Source organism: Escherichia sp. E2586 (genome assembly GCF_005781105.1).
Lineage (GTDB): Bacteria > Pseudomonadota > Gammaproteobacteria > Enterobacterales > Enterobacteriaceae > Escherichia.
Map to the genome: position 1 here is coordinate 27,984 of NZ_VATN01000029.1, position 16,277 is coordinate 44,260.

At 53.6% G+C, this 16,277-nt stretch carries 11 protein-coding genes and 2 pseudogenes; 11 read left to right on the forward strand and 2 right to left on the reverse strand.

Features of this window, described 5'->3' with window-relative positions; translation table 11 throughout:
* Positions 1–94: 94 nt before the first annotated feature.
* The 9 genes and pseudogenes from traD (at position 95) to FEK50_RS21985 (ending at position 14,751) form a co-directional block, all read left to right on the forward strand.
* Complete coding sequence (traD, locus tag FEK50_RS21945) at positions 95–2,248, forward strand: type IV conjugative transfer system coupling protein TraD (RefSeq protein ID WP_131161737.1); 2,154 nt, start codon at positions 95–97, stop codon at positions 2,246–2,248.
* Positions 2,248–7,518 carry a conjugative transfer relaxase/helicase TraI gene (traI, locus tag FEK50_RS21950; protein WP_131161738.1) on the forward strand — a complete coding sequence of 1,757 codons (5,271 nt, stop codon included), beginning with the start codon at positions 2,248–2,250 and terminating at the stop codon, positions 7,516–7,518. The genes traD and traI overlap by 1 nt, the downstream gene beginning before the upstream one ends.
* Positions 7,519–7,537: 19 nt before the next feature.
* Complete coding sequence (gene traX, locus FEK50_RS21955) at positions 7,538–8,284, forward strand: conjugal transfer pilus acetylase TraX (RefSeq protein ID WP_131161739.1); 747 nt, start codon at positions 7,538–7,540, stop codon at positions 8,282–8,284.
* A 54-nt stretch (positions 8,285–8,338) separates the two neighbouring features.
* Positions 8,339–8,899 (forward strand): fertility inhibition protein FinO, encoded by a 561-nt coding sequence (locus FEK50_RS21960; protein WP_131161740.1) that lies wholly within the window; start codon positions 8,339–8,341, stop codon positions 8,897–8,899.
* A gap of 218 nt (positions 8,900–9,117) precedes the next feature.
* Positions 9,118–9,744, forward strand: coding sequence for a PIN domain-containing protein (locus tag FEK50_RS21965; RefSeq protein ID WP_165488993.1), 627 nt, complete (start codon positions 9,118–9,120; stop codon positions 9,742–9,744).
* 33 nt (positions 9,745–9,777) lie between these two features.
* Positions 9,778–10,110, forward strand: a complete 333-nt coding sequence (locus tag FEK50_RS21970) for a hypothetical protein (RefSeq protein WP_240780263.1) — start codon at positions 9,778–9,780, stop codon at positions 10,108–10,110.
* Positions 10,111–10,158: 48 nt separating this feature from the next.
* Positions 10,159–10,589: pseudogene (locus tag FEK50_RS21975) on the forward strand (hypothetical protein).
* A 218-nt stretch (positions 10,590–10,807) separates the two neighbouring features.
* Positions 10,808–14,032, forward strand: coding sequence for an inverse autotransporter beta domain-containing protein (locus FEK50_RS21980; protein WP_131161743.1), 3,225 nt, complete (start codon positions 10,808–10,810; stop codon positions 14,030–14,032).
* Positions 14,033–14,184: 152 nt separating this feature from the next.
* On the forward strand, positions 14,185–14,751 hold the full coding sequence (locus FEK50_RS21985; protein ID WP_131161744.1) for a hypothetical protein: 567 nt from the start codon (positions 14,185–14,187) through the stop codon (positions 14,749–14,751).
* Between the two features lie 80 nt (positions 14,752–14,831).
* Here FEK50_RS21985 and FEK50_RS24335 read toward each other — a convergent pair whose 3' ends face one another.
* The gene (locus tag FEK50_RS24335) at positions 14,832–15,038 is read right to left on the reverse strand and encodes a hypothetical protein (protein ID WP_033549320.1); all 207 of its coding nucleotides are present in this window, start codon (positions 15,036–15,038) and stop codon (positions 14,832–14,834) included.
* 335 nt (positions 15,039–15,373) lie between these two features.
* On the opposite strand from FEK50_RS24335, the gene FEK50_RS21995 reads away from it, so the two are divergent.
* Both FEK50_RS21995 and FEK50_RS22000 read left to right on the forward strand, forming a co-directional pair.
* On the forward strand, positions 15,374–15,523 hold the full coding sequence (locus tag FEK50_RS21995) for a Hok/Gef family protein (RefSeq protein WP_001312851.1): 150 nt from the start codon (positions 15,374–15,376) through the stop codon (positions 15,521–15,523).
* 283 nt (positions 15,524–15,806) lie between these two features.
* Positions 15,807–16,064 (forward strand): replication regulatory protein RepA, encoded by a 258-nt coding sequence (locus FEK50_RS22000; protein WP_097452575.1) that lies wholly within the window; start codon positions 15,807–15,809, stop codon positions 16,062–16,064.
* 21 nt (positions 16,065–16,085) lie between these two features.
* On the opposite strand, the pseudogene FEK50_RS24800 reads toward FEK50_RS22000, so the two are convergent.
* A pseudogene (locus FEK50_RS24800) lies at positions 16,086–16,224 on the reverse strand (replication protein RepA).
* Positions 16,225–16,277: the final 53 nt, after the last annotated feature.

Below are 16,277 nucleotides of genomic sequence, written 5' to 3' on the forward strand. Positions count from 1 at the left end.
TGAAGTGTTGCCGGCGAAGCCGGAATTTAACGGTTATTAATCTTTTCATAATTAATAATCAGTCCGACTGACTTTCTTTCTTCGGAATATCATCATGAGTTTTAACGCAAAGGATATGACCCAGGGCGGTCAGATTGCGTCCATGCGTATCCGCATGTTCAGCCAGATCGCCAATATCATGCTTTACTGCCTGTTTATTTTTTTCTGGATTCTCGTTGGTCTGGTTTTATGGGTAAAAATAAGCTGGCAGACGTTTGTGAATGGCTGCATTTACTGGTGGTGTACCACGCTGGAAGGTATGCGGGATTTAATCAAGTCCCAGCCGGTATATGAGATCCAGTATTACGGCAAAACCTTCCGGATGAACGCTGCTCAGGTACTGCATGATAAATATATGATCTGGTGCGGTGAGCAGCTATGGTCTGCATTCGTTCTGGCGTCTGTCGTGGCCCTGGTTATTTGCCTGATCACCTTCTTTGTTGTCTCCTGGATTCTGGGGCGTCAGGGTAAACAACAGAGCGAAAATGAAGTCACAGGTGGTCGTCAACTGACAGACAATCCGAAAGACGTTGCCCGGATGCTGAAAAAAGACGGCAAGGACTCCGATATCCGGATTGGTGACCTGCCGATTATCCGGGATTCCGAAATCCAGAACTTCTGTCTGCACGGCACGGTCGGGGCCGGTAAGTCGGAAGTTATCCGTCGTCTGGCCAACTACGCCCGTCAGCGTGGAGATATGGTGGTGATTTATGACCGTTCAGGGGAATTTGTTAAAAGTTACTATGATCCCTCCATCGATAAGATCCTGAATCCGCTGGATGCACGCTGTGCCGCCTGGGATTTATGGAAGGAGTGCCTGACACAGCCGGATTTTGATAATACGGCAAATACCCTGATCCCGATGGGCACAAAAGAGGACCCGTTCTGGCAGGGTTCAGGACGTACCATTTTTGCGGAAGCGGCGTACCTGATGCGTAATGACCCCAACCGCAGTTACAGCAAACTGGTGGACACACTGCTTTCCATCAAAATCGAAAAACTGCGTACCTTCCTGCGTAATTCACCGGCGGCCAACCTGGTGGAAGAGAAAATTGAGAAAACGGCGATTTCCATCCGTGCTGTGCTGACCAACTACGTGAAAGCCATCCGTTACCTGCAGGGGATTGAGCATAACGGTGAGCCTTTTACCATCCGTGACTGGATGCGTGGTGTCCGGGAAGATCAGAAAAACGGCTGGCTGTTTATCTCGTCGAATGCCGACACCCATGCCTCCCTGAAGCCGGTGATCTCCATGTGGCTGTCCATTGCCATTCGTGGTCTGCTGGCAATGGGAGAAAACCGTAACCGTCGTGTGTGGTTTTTCTGTGATGAGTTACCCACGTTACACAAACTGCCGGACCTGGTGGAGATCCTGCCGGAAGCCCGTAAGTTCGGTGGCTGCTATGTGTTTGGTATTCAGTCCTATGCCCAGCTGGAAGATATCTACGGTGAGAAAGCGGCTGCCACGCTGTTTGACGTCATGAACACCCGTGCCTTTTTCCGTTCTCCCAGCCATAAGATTGCAGAGTTCGCTGCCGGTGAGATTGGTGAGAAAGAGCACCTGAAAGCCAGCGAGCAGTATTCCTACGGTGCTGACCCCGTGCGTGACGGGGTATCGACCGGTAAGGATATGGAGCGCCAGACGCTGGTCAGTTATTCCGACATTCAGTCTCTGCCGGATCTGACCTGTTATGTCACCCTGCCCGGACCGTATCCGGCAGTAAAACTCTCTCTGAAATATCAGACACGACCGAAGGTCGCTCCGGAGTTTATTCCGCGTGACATCAACCCGGAAATGGAGAACCGCCTGAGTGCCGTACTTGCCGCGAGGGAAGCAGAAGGTCGTCAGATGGCCAGCCTCTTCGAACCGGATGTCCCGGAGGTTGTTTCCGGAGAAGACGTGACTCAGGCTGAACAGCCGCAACAGCCGGTGTCTCCTGCCATCAACGATAAGAAGTCAGATGCAGGTGTGAATGTTCCGGCAGGGGGGATCGAGCAGGAACTGAAAATGAAACCGGAAGAAGAGATGGAACAGCAACTGCCACCCGGGATCAGTGAATCCGGTGAAGTGGTGGATATGGCCGCTTATGAGGCATGGCAACAGGAAAATCATCCGGACACCCAGCAGCAGATGCAGCGTCGTGAAGAGGTGAACATCAATGTGCACCGGGAGCGCGGGGAAGATGTTGAGCCGGGAGATGATTTCTGATGTTGAGTATCAGTGTTGTTAAATCGGCTGGCAGCGCCGGTAATTACTACACCGACAAGGATAATTACTACGTACTGGGCAGCATGGAGGAACGCTGGGCCGGCAGGGGGGCAGAGCAACTGGGGCTGCAGGGCAGTGTCGATAAGGATGTTTTTACCCGTCTTCTGGAGGGTAAGCTGCCGGACGGAGCGGATTTAAGCCGCATGCAGGATGGCAGTAATAAGCATCGTCCCGGCTACGACCTGACCTTCTCCGCCCCCAAAAGTGTCTCCATGATGGCCATGTTAGGCGGTGATAAACGTCTTATTGATGCACATAACCAGGCCGTGGATTTTGCTGTCCGTCAGGTGGAGGCGCTGGCCTCCACACGGGTTATGACGGACGGACAGTCAGAAACGGTGCTGACCGGTAATCTGGTGATGGCGCTTTTTAATCACGACACCAGTCGCGATCAGGAACCACAGTTACACACGCATGCGGTGGTGGCCAATGTCACACAGCATAACGGCGAGTGGAAGACGCTGAGCAGTGACAAAGTGGGAAAAACAGGGTTCATTGAGAATGTGTACGCTAATCAGATTGCCTTTGGCAGGCTCTACCGGGAAAAGCTGAAAGAGCGGGTTGAGGCGCTGGGCTATGAAACAGAAGTGGTCGGTAAGCACGGGATGTGGGAAATGCCGGGCGTACCGGTGGAGGCCTTTTCCAGTCGTTCACAGGCTATCAGGGAGGCCGTCGGGGAAGGGGCCTCACTGAAATCCCGGGATGTGGCAGCACTGGATACGCGAAAATCCAAACAGCACGTCGATCCTGAAATCAAAATGACCGAGTGGATGCAGACGCTGAAGGAAACCGGGTTCGATATCCGGGCGTATCGTGACGCGGCGGAGCAACGGGCAGAGACCCGCACGCAGGCGCCCGGGGCTGTTTCACAGGAGGGGCCGGATGTGCAGCAGGCGGTGACACAGGCCATTGCCGGATTAAGTGAACGAAAAGTGCAGTTTACGTACACGGACGTGCTGGCCAGAACAATCGGCATACTGCCGCCGGAAGAGGGCGTGATTGAGCGGGCACGCGCTGGTATTGATGAGGCCATCAGCCGTGAGCAACTCATCCCCCTTGACCGTGAGAAGGGGCTGTTCACGTCCTGGATTCATGTGCTCGATGAACTGTCAGTTCGGGCACTCAGTCGCGATATCATGAAACAGAACCGGGTAACCGTACATCCGGAGAAAAGTGTTTCCCGGACTGCCGGTTACAGCGATGCGGTCAGTGTTCTGGCACAGGACCGTCCGCCGCTGGCTATTGTGTCAGGGCAGGGTGGCGCAGCCGGGCAGCGTGAGCGGGTGGCTGAACTGGCAATGATGGCCCGGGAGCAGGGGCGGGAGGTGCAGATTATCGCTGCTGACCGTCGCTCACAGATGAACCTGAAGCAGGATGAACGGCTGTCCGGTGAACTGATAACCGGGCGTCGTCAGTTGCTGGAAGGCATGGCCTTCACACCAGGCAGTACAGTTATTGTCGACCAGGGTGAAAAACTCTCCCTGAAAGAGACGTTAACCCTGCTGGACGGTGCCGCACGTCATAACGTACAGATCCTGATAACCGACAGCGGGCAGCGAACCGGTACAGGCAGTGCGCTGATGGCCATGAAGGATGCCGGGGTGAACACATATCGCTGGCAGGGCGGAGAGCAGCGACCGGCCACCATCATCAGTGAACCGGACCGTAATGTCCGTTATGCCCGGCTGGCAGGAGATTTTGCGGCCAGCGTGAAAGCCGGAGAAGAGAGCGTGGCACAGGTCAGCGGGGTACGGGAACAGGCCATTCTGACACAGGCCATTCGCAGTGAGCTGAAAACACAGGGCGTGCTCGGACACCCGGAAATAACCATGACCGCCCTGTCTCCGGTCTGGCTGGACAGCCGGAGCCGTTATCTGCGGGATATGTACCGCCCGGGGATGGTGATGGAGCAGTGGAACCCGGAGACACGCAGTCATGACCGCTATGTGATAGACCGGGTGACGGCGCAGAGTAACAGCCTGACCCTGCGGGATGCGCAGGGCGAAACGCAGGTGGTGCGTATTTCTTCTCTGGACAGCAGCTGGTCGCTGTTCCGGCAGGAAAAAATGTCGGTGGCAGACGGCGAGCGTCTGAGGGTGACGGGAAAAATCCCCGGACTCCGCGTCTCCGGCGGTAACCGCCTGCAGGTGGCATCCGTCAGTGAGGACGCGATGACGGTTGTTGTGCCGGGACGGGCTGAACCGGCCACCCTGCCTGTGGGGGATTCACCGTTCACGGCACTGAAGCTGGAGAGCGGCTGGGTGGAAACACCCGGGCATTCCGTCAGTGACAGTGCGAAGGTTTTTGCCTCCGTCACACAGATGGCAATGGACAATGCCACCCTGAACGGTCTGGCCCGCAGTGGTCGTGATGTCCGGCTGTATTCCTCACTGGATGAAACCCGTACTGCGGAAAAACTTGCCCGCCATCCCTCCTTTACGGTGGTTTCTGAGCAGATAAAGACGCGGGCCGGTGAGACATCGCTGGAAACGGCTATCAGTCATCAGAAGTCCGCACTTCATACGCCGGCACAGCAGGCCATTCATCTTGCCCTTCCGGTGGTGGAAAGTAAAAAACTGGCCTTCAGCCATGTGGACCTGCTGACAGAGGCAAAGTCGTTTGCTGCAGAAGGAACCAGTTTTGCTGACCTGGGGCAGGAAATCGATGCGCAGATAAAACGGGGCGATTTACTGCATGTGGATGTGGCAAAAGGCTATGGCACAGACCTGCTGGTTTCCCGTGTGTCGTATGAGGCTGAAAAAAGCATTCTTCGCCATATTCTCGAAGGTAAGGAGGCGGTCACGCCGCTGATGGAGAGAGTACCTGGCGAACTCATGGAGAAACTGACATCAGGACAGCGCGCCGCCACCCGCATGATACTGGAAACGTCCGACCGTTTCACGGTGGTGCAGGGCTATGCCGGTGTGGGTAAGACCACACAGTTCCGGGCGGTGATGTCAGCCGTGAACCTGCTGCCGGAGAGTGAGCGTCCCCGTGTCGTTGGGCTGGGCCCCACGCACCGTGCGGTCGGGGAGATGCGCAGTGCCGGCGTGGATGCACAGACACTGGCGTCCTTTCTGCATGACACGCAGCTGCAGCAGCGCAGCGGAGAAACGCCGGATTTCAGCAACACGCTGTTCCTGCTCGATGAGAGCTCAATGGTGGGCAATACCGACATGGCACGGGCATACGCCCTGATTGCGGCCGGTGGTGGTCGTGCCGTGGCCAGCGGTGACACGGACCAGTTGCAGGCCATCGCGCCCGGTCAGCCTTTCCGTCTCCAGCAGACGCGCAGTGCTGCCGATGTGGCCATCATGAAGGAGATTGTGCGTCAGACGCCGGAACTGCGGGAGGCGGTATACAGCCTGATTAACCGGGATGTGGAAAGGGCACTGTCCGGGCTTGAGAGTGTGAAACCGTCTCAGGTGCCACGTCAGGAGGGCGCATGGGCACCGGAGCACTCTGTGACGGAGTTCAGTCACAGCCAGGAAGTGAAACTGGCAGAAGCGCAGCAGAAGGCGATGCTGAAAGGCGAGGCTTTCCCGGATGTCCCCATGACACTGTATGAAGCCATTGTCCGCGACTATACCGGCAGGACACCGGAAGCACGGGAGCAGACGCTGATTGTTACGCACCTGAATGAAGACAGGCGCGTGCTGAACAGCATGATTCATGATGCACGGGAAAAGGCCGGTGAGCTGGGAAAAGAGCAGGTCATGGTGCCTGTCCTGAGCACAGCGAATATACGCGACGGGGAGTTGCGTCGTCTCTCCACCTGGGGGACACATCGGGACGCACTTGTCCTGGTGGATAATGTGTATCACCGGATTGCCGGTATCAGTAAGGGTGACGGGCTGATAACCCTGCAGGATGCGGAAGGTAACACGCGGCTGATTTCGCCCCGGGAGGCGGTGGCTGAAGGTGTCACACTGTACACCCCGGACACCATCCGGGTGGGGACCGGTGACCGGATGCGCTTCACGAAGAGTGACCGGGAGCGCGGCTATGTGGCCAACAGCGTCTGGACGGTGACGGCGGTTTCCGGTGACAGTGTCACGCTTTCTGACGGACTGCAGACCCGGGTGATTCGCCCCGGTCAGGAGCAGGCAGAACAACATATTGATCTGGCCTATGCCATCACTGCCCACGGTGCACAGGGGGCGAGTGAAACCTTTGCCATCGCGCTTGAAGGCACGGAAGGTGGCCGGAAACAGATGGCTGGCTTTGAGTCAGCCTACGTTGCCCTGTCGCGTATGAAGCAGCATGTGCAGGTGTACACTGATGACCGTCAGGGCTGGACGGATGCCATCAACAATGCCGTACAGAAAGGGACTGCCCACGATGTGCTGGAGCCGAAAGCTGACCGGGAGGTCATGAATGCAGAGCGGCTGTTCAGTACGGCACGGGAACTGCGGGACGTGGCGGCAGGGCGTGCCGTTCTCCGTCAGGCGGGACTTGCCGGGGGAGACAGTCCTGCACGGTTTATTGCACCGGGGCGCAAATATCCGCAGCCGTATGTGGCACTGCCGGCTTTTGACCGTAACGGCAAGTCCGCCGGTATCTGGCTGAACCCACTGACTACGGATGACGGAAACGGGCTGCGGGGATTCAGCGGTGAAGGCCGGGTGAAAGGCAGCGGAGATGCGCAGTTCGTGGCCCTGCAGGGCAGCCGTAACGGAGAGAGTCTGCTGGCTGATAACATGCAGGATGGCGTCCGGATTGCCCGTGATAATCCTGACAGCGGTGTGGTGGTGAGAATTGCCGGTGAGGGTCGCCCGTGGAATCCCGGTGCCATCACCGGCGGTCGCGTGTGGGGGGATATCCCGGACAACAGTGTCCAGCCGGGTGCCGGAAACGGTGAGCCGGTCACGGCAGAGGTACTGGCACAGCGGCAGGCTGAAGAGGCCATCCGCCGTGAAACGGAACGCCGTGCGGATGAAATTGTCCGTAAAATGGCAGAGAACAAACCTGACCTGCCGGATGGCAAAACAGAGCAGGCTGTCAGGGAGATTGCCGGGCAGGAGCGTGAGCGGGCTGCCATAACTGAACGGGAAGCCGCGCTGCCGGAGAGTGTGCTGCGTGAATCACAACGGGAGCGGGAAGCGATCCGGGAGGTTGCCCGGGAAAATCTGCTGCAGGAGCGTCTGCAGCAGATGGAGCGGGATATGGTTCGTGACCTGCAGAAAGAGAAAACCCTGGGTGGAGACTGATACAGGAAGATAAACGCTGATGACAACGGATAACACGAACACGACACGTAACGATTCACTGGCTGCCCGGACCGATACCTGGTTGCAGTCGTTGCTGGTCTGGTCACCCGGACAGCGGGATATCATCAAAACGGTGGCACTGGTGCTGATGGTTCTGGACCATGCAAACCGCATTCTGCATCTGGACCAGTCGTGGATGTTTCTGGCCGGGCGCGGGGCCTTTCCGCTGTTTGCTCTGGTGTGGGGGCTGAATCTGTCCCGTCATGCGCATATCCGGCAACCGGCCATTAACCGGCTGTGGGGATGGGCAGTGATTGCCCAGTTCGCATATTATCTGGCCGGCTTTCCCTGGTATGAGGGGAATATCCTGTTTGCCTTTGCAGTTGCGGCTCAGGTGTTGACATGGTGTGAAACGCGCAGCCTGTGGCGTTCTGTGGGGGCCATGTTATTGCTGGCAGTATGGTTGCCTTTGTCCGGCACCAGTTACAGCATTGCCGGGCTGCTGATGCTGGCGGTCAGCCACCGGCTGTACCGGGCGGAAGACAGAACGGAACGTCTGGCGCTGGTTGCATGCCTGCTGGCCGTGATTCCGGCGCTTAACCTTGCCTCCAGTGATGTGGCGGCTGTAGCTGGTCTTGTGATGACGGTGCTGACCGTTGGTCTGGTGTTGTGTACAGGGAAATCATTACCCCGTTTCTGGCCCGGGGATTTTTTCCCGACGTTCTATGCCAGTCATCTGGCTGTGCTGGGCGTTCTGGCACTGTGACGGGTGTGGTATCTTTGACCGTAACAGGATGATTCGTCAGAGGCAGAACACAGCATGACAGAGCAGAAGCGACCGGTACTGACACTGAAGCGGAAAACGGAAGGAGAGACGCCTGTCCGCAGCCGGAAAACCATCATCAATGTCACCACGCCACCAAAATGGAAGGTGAAAAAGCAGAAGCTGGCCGAGAAAGCAGCCCGGGAAGCAGAGCTGGCAGCAAAAAAAGCGCAGGCCAGACAGGCGCTGTCCATTTATCTGAACCTGCCCACACTGGATGAGGCCGTGAACACCCTGAAGCCCTGGTGGCCGGGATTGTTTGACGGTGACACACCCCGGCTTCTGGCCTGCGGTATCCGGGACGTGTTACTGGAAGACGTGGCGCAGCGGAATATCCCACTCTCGCATAAAAAACTGCGCAGGGCGCTGAAGGCCATCACCCGTTCAGAAAGCTATCTTGGCGCCATGAAAGCCGGTGCCTGCCGCTATGACACGGAAGGGTATGTGACGGAGCATATTTCTCAGGAGGAGGAAGTGTATGCGGCAGCGCGTCTGGAGAAAATCCGTCGCCAGAACCGGATAAAGGCAGAACTACAGGCCGTGCTCGATGAGAAATAAAAAAAGCCTCCGCATGGGGTCGGAGGCCGAAGGATTCATCCCGGACGTATCCTGGTGTGAATCAGTATATTTGTATATGCCTCATCATGTACAGAATATGTGCCCACGTCCAGAGAACACCCGGGAAAGGTAGCACAGCATATTACGGTTGATAACCCCTCTGATGTAATGTTTTGTCATGAAAGTTTTACAAAAAGCATATGGAGATAATAATTATTATGGAGAAGATAAACAGGGGAAAAGATACAGAAAGATGTATTGCCCTTATTGATTATGAGAACTGCAGTAATCTGAAAAATATCTCACTTAAAGAATATACAGAATTAATCATCTTTACCGGCCCCCTGCAGCAAAATGTTGTACTACCGGTTAATTTATTTCCGGATAATGTAAAAATAAGTATCAGACAGACAAGCGGAGTGTCAAAAAATAATGTTGATTTTCATCTGGTTCTTGAACCTGGCAGGATGACCTGTTGTGGTGAGAGGGATAATACATACCATATTATTTCAGCAGATAAGGGATATGATGGGATTATACAGACGCTGCGCAGGCAGGGCATTCAGTGTCGTCGTGTCACACCTGAGAGAACTGTTCTGGCAGCATCCCCCGTTATTTGTATTGATGTTATTGTGCGCTGGGTATATAAAATTCAGTTATATGCCAGAGAACCCCGTAATATGCCAGCGTCAGTGAAATCATTTAATAATTATCTGAAGTCACAGATGCGGAAAGAGTGGAGTGAAACGCTGGCTAAGGATATTCGTGATGAACTGATTCGTCGGAGGGTGATAAAAGTTAAAGAAAGCAAAATTACCTGGTCATCTTTGAGTGATCGGAAGTAGCCATGATTTATAATGCTAAATAAGGAGAAAAGAATGCCATTTATTCCTGTGACAAAACAGAGGGCATCATTTAAAGATAAGGGTAATGCCAGACTGACAGTAAGAAGGACAAAATCCGGCGCGTCAGGTCTTTATGTGAGTGTTGCAGTTCGTGGAAAAAAAGAATTCATCATCACAGAGCTGGACTATGATGCGAAAGAGATAAGATTAAAACCAACAGATTCACCCGGGGAGGGATTGAAGTTGTCTTCCGGTACATTCACGCTCGCGGGTAAATTCAGCAAAGAAATACTGCCTGCAGGTGTGCGCAGTGTTTGTATTATTCTGAACAAAAAAGATGATGGATGGTGGTACGGGAATTATTAAAGTGCCTGTTGTGATTCTTTTGTGAAATTAAATGACGAGGATGAATATATGAGTACTCAGGAAACATCAGATTTGATAGCGAGATATGAGCATAATGTTCTTATTGTGGGGAATTCTGTCACCCGAATTGATAAGTTTTTAAGAGATATTACATACCTGATTCTAAATATTATGATTTCAGTCAGGCAAGCGGTGATGGTGATTTGGTTGCTGACAGAAATGACTATGCTGTTTCTGTTGTCAGAGATGCCTTAAATTCTGAAGAGCACGTTATTATTTTTAATTGTGTCGGGTGGCCGGATTTGGGAGAAGGTTCTGCAATATTACAGTTTGCCATGGCAGCCAGAAAACTTGATAAGCAACTTATTGTTGCAGTGCATGAAAGAGATGCGTCCGGACTGAAGTACAACTTTAAGATTGTCGGGAAGTTAACGGGTAAGGATAATATTGTTGTTGTAAGTTATCCGGGAAGCGTCTGACCCTGTCATCAGCCAGGTGGATAATAATTAACTTTTCTGTTGTGTAATCCTGTTTATCTTATTCAGGGTTGTTTTGTTGTAATAAATCTGGATGTGCCGGAGATTATTTGTGAAAAGCAGAAGGTGGAAGGGGAAATTAAATAAATGTCGCGAAAGCAAATAATGTTTCTGTCCCGTCTTTATATAAAACTCCATTCGTAATATCTGCAGGTGTAGAAATGAAGAAAACTATTGGCTACTCAATGGTGGCCGTGCAGTTCTTTGCGCAAATTTCCCCGGCATTTGCCGGTGTCTTTCAGGCTGATGAGCAGTCTGTGGCACAGACGGCGATGGAGGCCGGACGTGTGCTGCAGGGCAGCAACAGCGGTGATGCTGCCCGCCAGTTGCTGACCAGCCAGGCTTCCGGGCAGGCAGCAGATGCGGTCACGCAGTGGCTGAACCAGTTCGGTACGGCGAAAACGCAGCTGAACGTGGACAGTGACTTCTCCCTGAAAGGCTCGTCGCTCGATGTGCTGCTGCCGTTTTACAATACCCCGAAGAACATGCTGTTTACCCAGCTCGGGATGCGGGATAACGACGGACGATTCACCACCAATGCCGGACTTGGCCACCGTTACTTCACGGATAACGGCTGGATGCTGGGATACAACGTGTTTTATGACGTGGACTGGCGCAACACCAACCGCCGCTACGGGATTGGCGTGGAAGCCTGGCGTGATTACCTTAAAGTATCCGCCAACGGATATAAACGTCTGTCTGACTGGCGACAGTCCCCGACCGTTACCGATTACGACGAGCGTCCGGCTGACGGCTGGGATATCCGTGCCGAAGGCTGGCTGCCTGCCTGGCCGCAACTGGGCGGTAAGCTGGTTTACGAACAGTATTACGGGAATGAAGTGGCGCTGTTCGGTGAGTCTGAACGCCAGAAAAATCCTCACGCCATCACTGCCGGTGTCACCTGGACGCCGTTTCCGCTGCTGACCACTGGCGTCGATTACCGCCGGGGCAAAAACGGGGCTGACGACACCCGCCTGAACCTCGGTCTGACATACCGTATCGGTGAACCGCTGGCGCATCAGCTGGACAGCAGCCGGGTGGGTGCACAACGTTCACTGGCCGCTAACCGCCTGGAACTGGTGAACCGTAACAATGATGTGGTGCTGGAATATCGTAAGCAGACGCTGATTACCCTGCAGCTGCCACCGGATGTGTACGGTGCAGAGCTGACGACCGTCACCCTGACACCACAGGTAAACGCAAAATACGGGCTGTCCCGTATCGAGCTTGACGACGCAGAACTGCGTCAGGCTGGCGGGAAAGTTATCAGTAATAACGGGCAACAAATCACTCTCCAGTTACCCGCCTGGTCATCTGACCGTCAGAGCATCACGCTCTCCGGCAGGGCACGGGATACCCGTGGCAACCTCTCTGATATTGCCCGCACCCGTATTCTGGTGTCCCCGGCAGTGCAGCAGCAACTGGCTGTCAGTACGGATAAAACCACGGCCACTGCAGACGGTGCGGACAGTGTGCGCTACACCCTGACCGTCACGGGCAGTGACGGAAAACCGGTCAGCGGACAGGCTGTACGCTGGGAACACAACGGCGGCACGCTGAATGGTGAGAACACCACGAACGCTGACGGTGTGGCCACAGCCACCCTGACCAGTCAGACTGCCGGTATTATCCGGGTTACGGCCACCACCCGTAACCAGACGGCAAAAGCGGCTGATGTGACCTTCGTTGCCGCCATGCAGGGAGAGCTGCTGGCTGACCGTACTCGGGCGCTGGCCGATGGTCAGGAGGCAGTCAGCTACACCCTGACGCTGAAAACCACTGACGGTAAGCCCCTTTCAGGGAAAAACGTCACATTCACCACCACGGCCGGGCAACTGAGCCGGACGCAGGGCACCACCGACCAGAACGGTCAGTTGTCTGTGCAACTGACCAGCACCCGTGCCGGACAGGCTGTGGTGAATGCCTCCGTGGACGGCACCACCATCAGTGCCGCCCCGGTGACGTTTGAAAACCACCTGGATTCCACCATCGTGGTAAACAAAACCTCCGCCGTTGCCGACGGCCAGGACAGCATCATTCTGACCGCTGTCATCCGGGATGCCGCCGGCATTCCGGTCGCCGGGCAGGCTGTCACCTGGCACACAGACAACGGGCAGTTCTCACAGCAGGACGCGGTGACGAATGCTGCCGGTGCCGCTTCTGCCACCCTGACCAGTACACAGGCCGGTAATGCACAGGTATCGCTTTCCCTGAACGGTACAACCACCACAGTGAATGCGCCCCGCGTCAGCTTCACACAGCAGCTGTATCTCACCCTGCAGGCCGGCAGAACCACCGCTGTGGCAGACGGAAACGACGCCATCACGTACACCCTGAACGTGCGTGACGCGGCAAGTCAGCCCGTGAAGGACAAAGCCGTGCAGTGGAGCACTGACCTGGGCACACTCTCGACCCTGCAGGGCACAACCAGTGCACAGGGCGAAGCCACGGTAACGCTGACCAGCACGCAGGCCGGACAGGCCGTGGTTAATGCCACCGTGGACGGCAGAGCGGTCAGTGCACAGTCTGTCACCTTCACCCGTACCGTCCGTGGTGTCATCACGGTTGAAAAAGAGCGTGTTTATCCGGGAAGCAAACAGACGGTCACCCTGACGCTGACGGATGCCGCAGGCAATCCTGTCAGTGGCGAGCGTGTGGACTGGCATGCTGACAGTGGCAACCTCTGGCAGACACAGGGAACAACGGATGCACAGGGCCGTACCACCACGACGTGGGAAAGTACCACGCCCGGAACGGCCACCATTACCGCTGACGCGTATGGTCAGCAGTACACAGCCCCTGTCATCACGGTCATGCCTGCCCTGACAGTCAGCAGCGTCACCGGCATCGATGCCACCGGCGCAGATGGTCAGAACTTTGGTAAGCGTGTCCCCGACAACACCTGGCCGGGCGCAAAATTCCGCATCGATACGGAGAATGCCGCCGGCACAGTCACCTGGACCGCATCCTCACCGGCAGTGAGCATTAACGGCAATGTCATGACCGTGAAAAGCAATCCGGCAGGCGTCACCCTGACCGGTACGGATACAGACGGACAGACCGTGACCCTGAATATGGGCAGCAACTGGTTTGCACAGAGTGCGACAAAATCGGAGTGGCTGAGTGGTGACTACAACGGAACAGCGATTTACTCCTGTAAAGCACTTAACGCCAGGGTTGCAACGGAGGGGCAGTTGAGCGGAATCATCAGTGAGTGGGGAGAACTCCAGAAATATCCGGGCTGGACATCACTGGCCAGCAACTGGCTGTACAGCAGCACCACTGTAATTCTGAGCAACGGCAGAACTTACTATCGGGCATTTTATCTGCCACAGGGTACGGTCAGCGAACTGTCCGGGCCGAGTGGTTATTACGCCTGCCGTTAATCTGTCACAAATATAAACCGTAGTTAATCATCTTACAGGACGAATCTGTCCTGACGAATTCGTCCTGTCTTATTTTGATTGTGGTTCTTCTCCCGGTAATATGGGGGAACAAAAATAAAGATATCACTAAGTTATTTCACTGGAGAATAAGTATGACTTTTGAAGATAATTCATGGGAAGGAACTATGAATTATGGGATTGTTACGCTGAACAGTCGTTATGCTCCGAACGCTGAAGAGAAAAAACGCTATCAGTGTGCTGATATTGTCAATACCATAATTGAGTCTGAGTCTTCCGTGGAGTGGATGATTAATAAAATTCTGCAGGATATAAAAACGGCTGAGGAATCAGGTTTTATATCAGAAGAGTTATTACAGCTGAAGAGCATTTCCGAAAACTATTTACAGGAAATAACCACTCTGAAAAGAAGCACCGCCATAATACAGCGAGAGCTGGCAGATAAAGTGCTTGGTAGTCATGGTCTGATGTTTGATAATCCCTGCGAATTTAATGTGAGTGGCTACAGGTTCTCGGCAACGCCTGTCTCACAGGAGGCTAATTATATAATATCCGATCTGTTTTGTTATACTGAGAAGGCAAATATCAATATAAAATTTTCAGATGTTTTTGTATCAGGTGGTAAAAAGATGCCAAAGAGCCAGGTTCCGGGGCGTCTGGTAATAAATTTATGGGATACGTCAGAGGCAAACGTTGCCTGACGCCTTCGCGTTGCTCAGTTGTCCAACCCCGGAAACGGGAAAAAGCAAGTTTTCCCCGCTTCCGGCGTTTCCGGTATTATTTAGTGAATGGCATTTGTCATATATACAAACATAATATCAACAAGATAAATTAATACGGAAAGCCCGATGTTAATATTGGTTTCTTTTAACAGTGCTGAGGATTCATGGGATATAGCCAGTGTTTTTCTGGTTTTAATTTGTTGCACCAGAAACCATGTATTAAGAATGGCGATAAGAAAATAGGCCAGATAAATTGCGTTAACCATACTATCAACTCTCGTAAAATAAGTAAAAACAGAAACTCACAGCTATCTGACAGATAACGAACGATATCGTTATTATCTTTTATTACGGGATTTTACGTACAAACAGATATGGAACAATTCGGGAAATGCTGATGATTGTTAAGGTTATCAGATAATTAACCGACAGGCTGAAGTGTGGTACTATCGCTGCGGGTGTCTGAGCCTTTCTGGTTCAGGCAAGACGCAGGTACCAGAAATGCGAAGACCCCACTCGTTAATCCATTAACTCGTGAGGTCTGCATGAAGTACGTTGCACTACTGATTGTAGCCTCTTCCTTGCAGAGAGGTCAAAGTTTATGACGAAGTATGCCCTTATCGGGTTGCTCGCCGTGTGCGCCACGGTGTTGTGTTTTTCACTGATATTCAGGGAACGGTTATGTGAACTGAATATTCACAGGGGAAATACAGTGGTGCAGGTAACTCTGGCCTACGAAGCACGGAAGTAAGCTGCCGGGCGGGGACGGAAGTCCCCGCTTTCCGGAAGTGTGAGGTATTTCAGGGGCAGACACCCGAAATGCCAGAAACAGCCGGTCCCACCCGGGGCCGGCATCCTGGTTAAGGCATTTCCTGCTTTTCAGTCATTTCATTATCAAAATCACATTAAACGGTCGTAATCAGACATGATTTGTGCGCCAACACTGATCATCGTCACAACTTTCAAGTCGCTGATTTCAAAAAACTGTAGTATCCTCTGCGAAACGATCTCTGTTTGAGTATTGAGGAGGCGAGATGTCGCAGACAGAAAATGCAGTGACTTCCTCATCAGGCACCAAGCGTGCATACCGGAAAGGTAACCCTGTTCCGGCCAGAGAGAGGCAAAGAGCTTCTCTGGCTCGCAGAAGCAACACTCATAAGGCTTTTCATGCGGTTATCCAGGCCCGGTTAAAAGACAGGCTGAGTGAACTGGCGGATGAGGAAGGTATTACCCAGGCGCAGATGCTTGAAAAACTGATTGAATCAGAGCTGAAACGCAGAGCGGCTTCGTAAATATTCACATTCTTGCTTATCTCAGGCGTGAGTGATAGATTGCTGATCGTTTAAGGAATTTTGTGGCTGGCCACGCCGTAAGGTGGCAGGGAACTGGTTCTACAGGAGCCAGAAAAGCAAAAACCCCGATAATCTTTCTATGTTTGGCGACGAAGAAGATTACCGGGGCTAACAAGAAACCGCATAGCCAACAATTCAGCTATGCGGGGAGTA

What these genes read in the sequence shown, in the direction of transcription:
- FEK50_RS21965 (WP_165488993.1), top strand. Translation starts at nt 9,118, where the DNA reads ATGGAGAAGATAAACAGGGGAAAAGATACAGAAAGATGTATTGCCCTT.
- FEK50_RS21985 (WP_131161744.1), top strand. Translation starts at nt 14,185, where the DNA reads ATGACTTTTGAAGATAATTCATGGGAAGGAACTATGAATTATGGGATT.
- FEK50_RS24335 (WP_033549320.1), bottom strand. Translation starts at nt 15,038, where the DNA reads ATGGTTAACGCAATTTATCTGGCCTATTTTCTTATCGCCATTCTTAAT.
- traD (WP_131161737.1), top strand. Translation starts at nt 95, where the DNA reads ATGAGTTTTAACGCAAAGGATATGACCCAGGGCGGTCAGATTGCGTCC.
- FEK50_RS21960 (WP_131161740.1), top strand. Translation starts at nt 8,339, where the DNA reads ATGACAGAGCAGAAGCGACCGGTACTGACACTGAAGCGGAAAACGGAA.
- traI (WP_131161738.1), top strand. Translation starts at nt 2,248, where the DNA reads ATGTTGAGTATCAGTGTTGTTAAATCGGCTGGCAGCGCCGGTAATTAC.
- FEK50_RS21995 (WP_001312851.1), top strand. Translation starts at nt 15,374, where the DNA reads ATGACGAAGTATGCCCTTATCGGGTTGCTCGCCGTGTGCGCCACGGTG.
- traX (WP_131161739.1), top strand. Translation starts at nt 7,538, where the DNA reads ATGACAACGGATAACACGAACACGACACGTAACGATTCACTGGCTGCC.
- FEK50_RS21970 (WP_240780263.1), top strand. Translation starts at nt 9,778, where the DNA reads ATGCCATTTATTCCTGTGACAAAACAGAGGGCATCATTTAAAGATAAG.
- FEK50_RS22000 (WP_097452575.1), top strand. Translation starts at nt 15,807, where the DNA reads ATGTCGCAGACAGAAAATGCAGTGACTTCCTCATCAGGCACCAAGCGT.
- FEK50_RS21980 (WP_131161743.1), top strand. Translation starts at nt 10,808, where the DNA reads ATGAAGAAAACTATTGGCTACTCAATGGTGGCCGTGCAGTTCTTTGCG.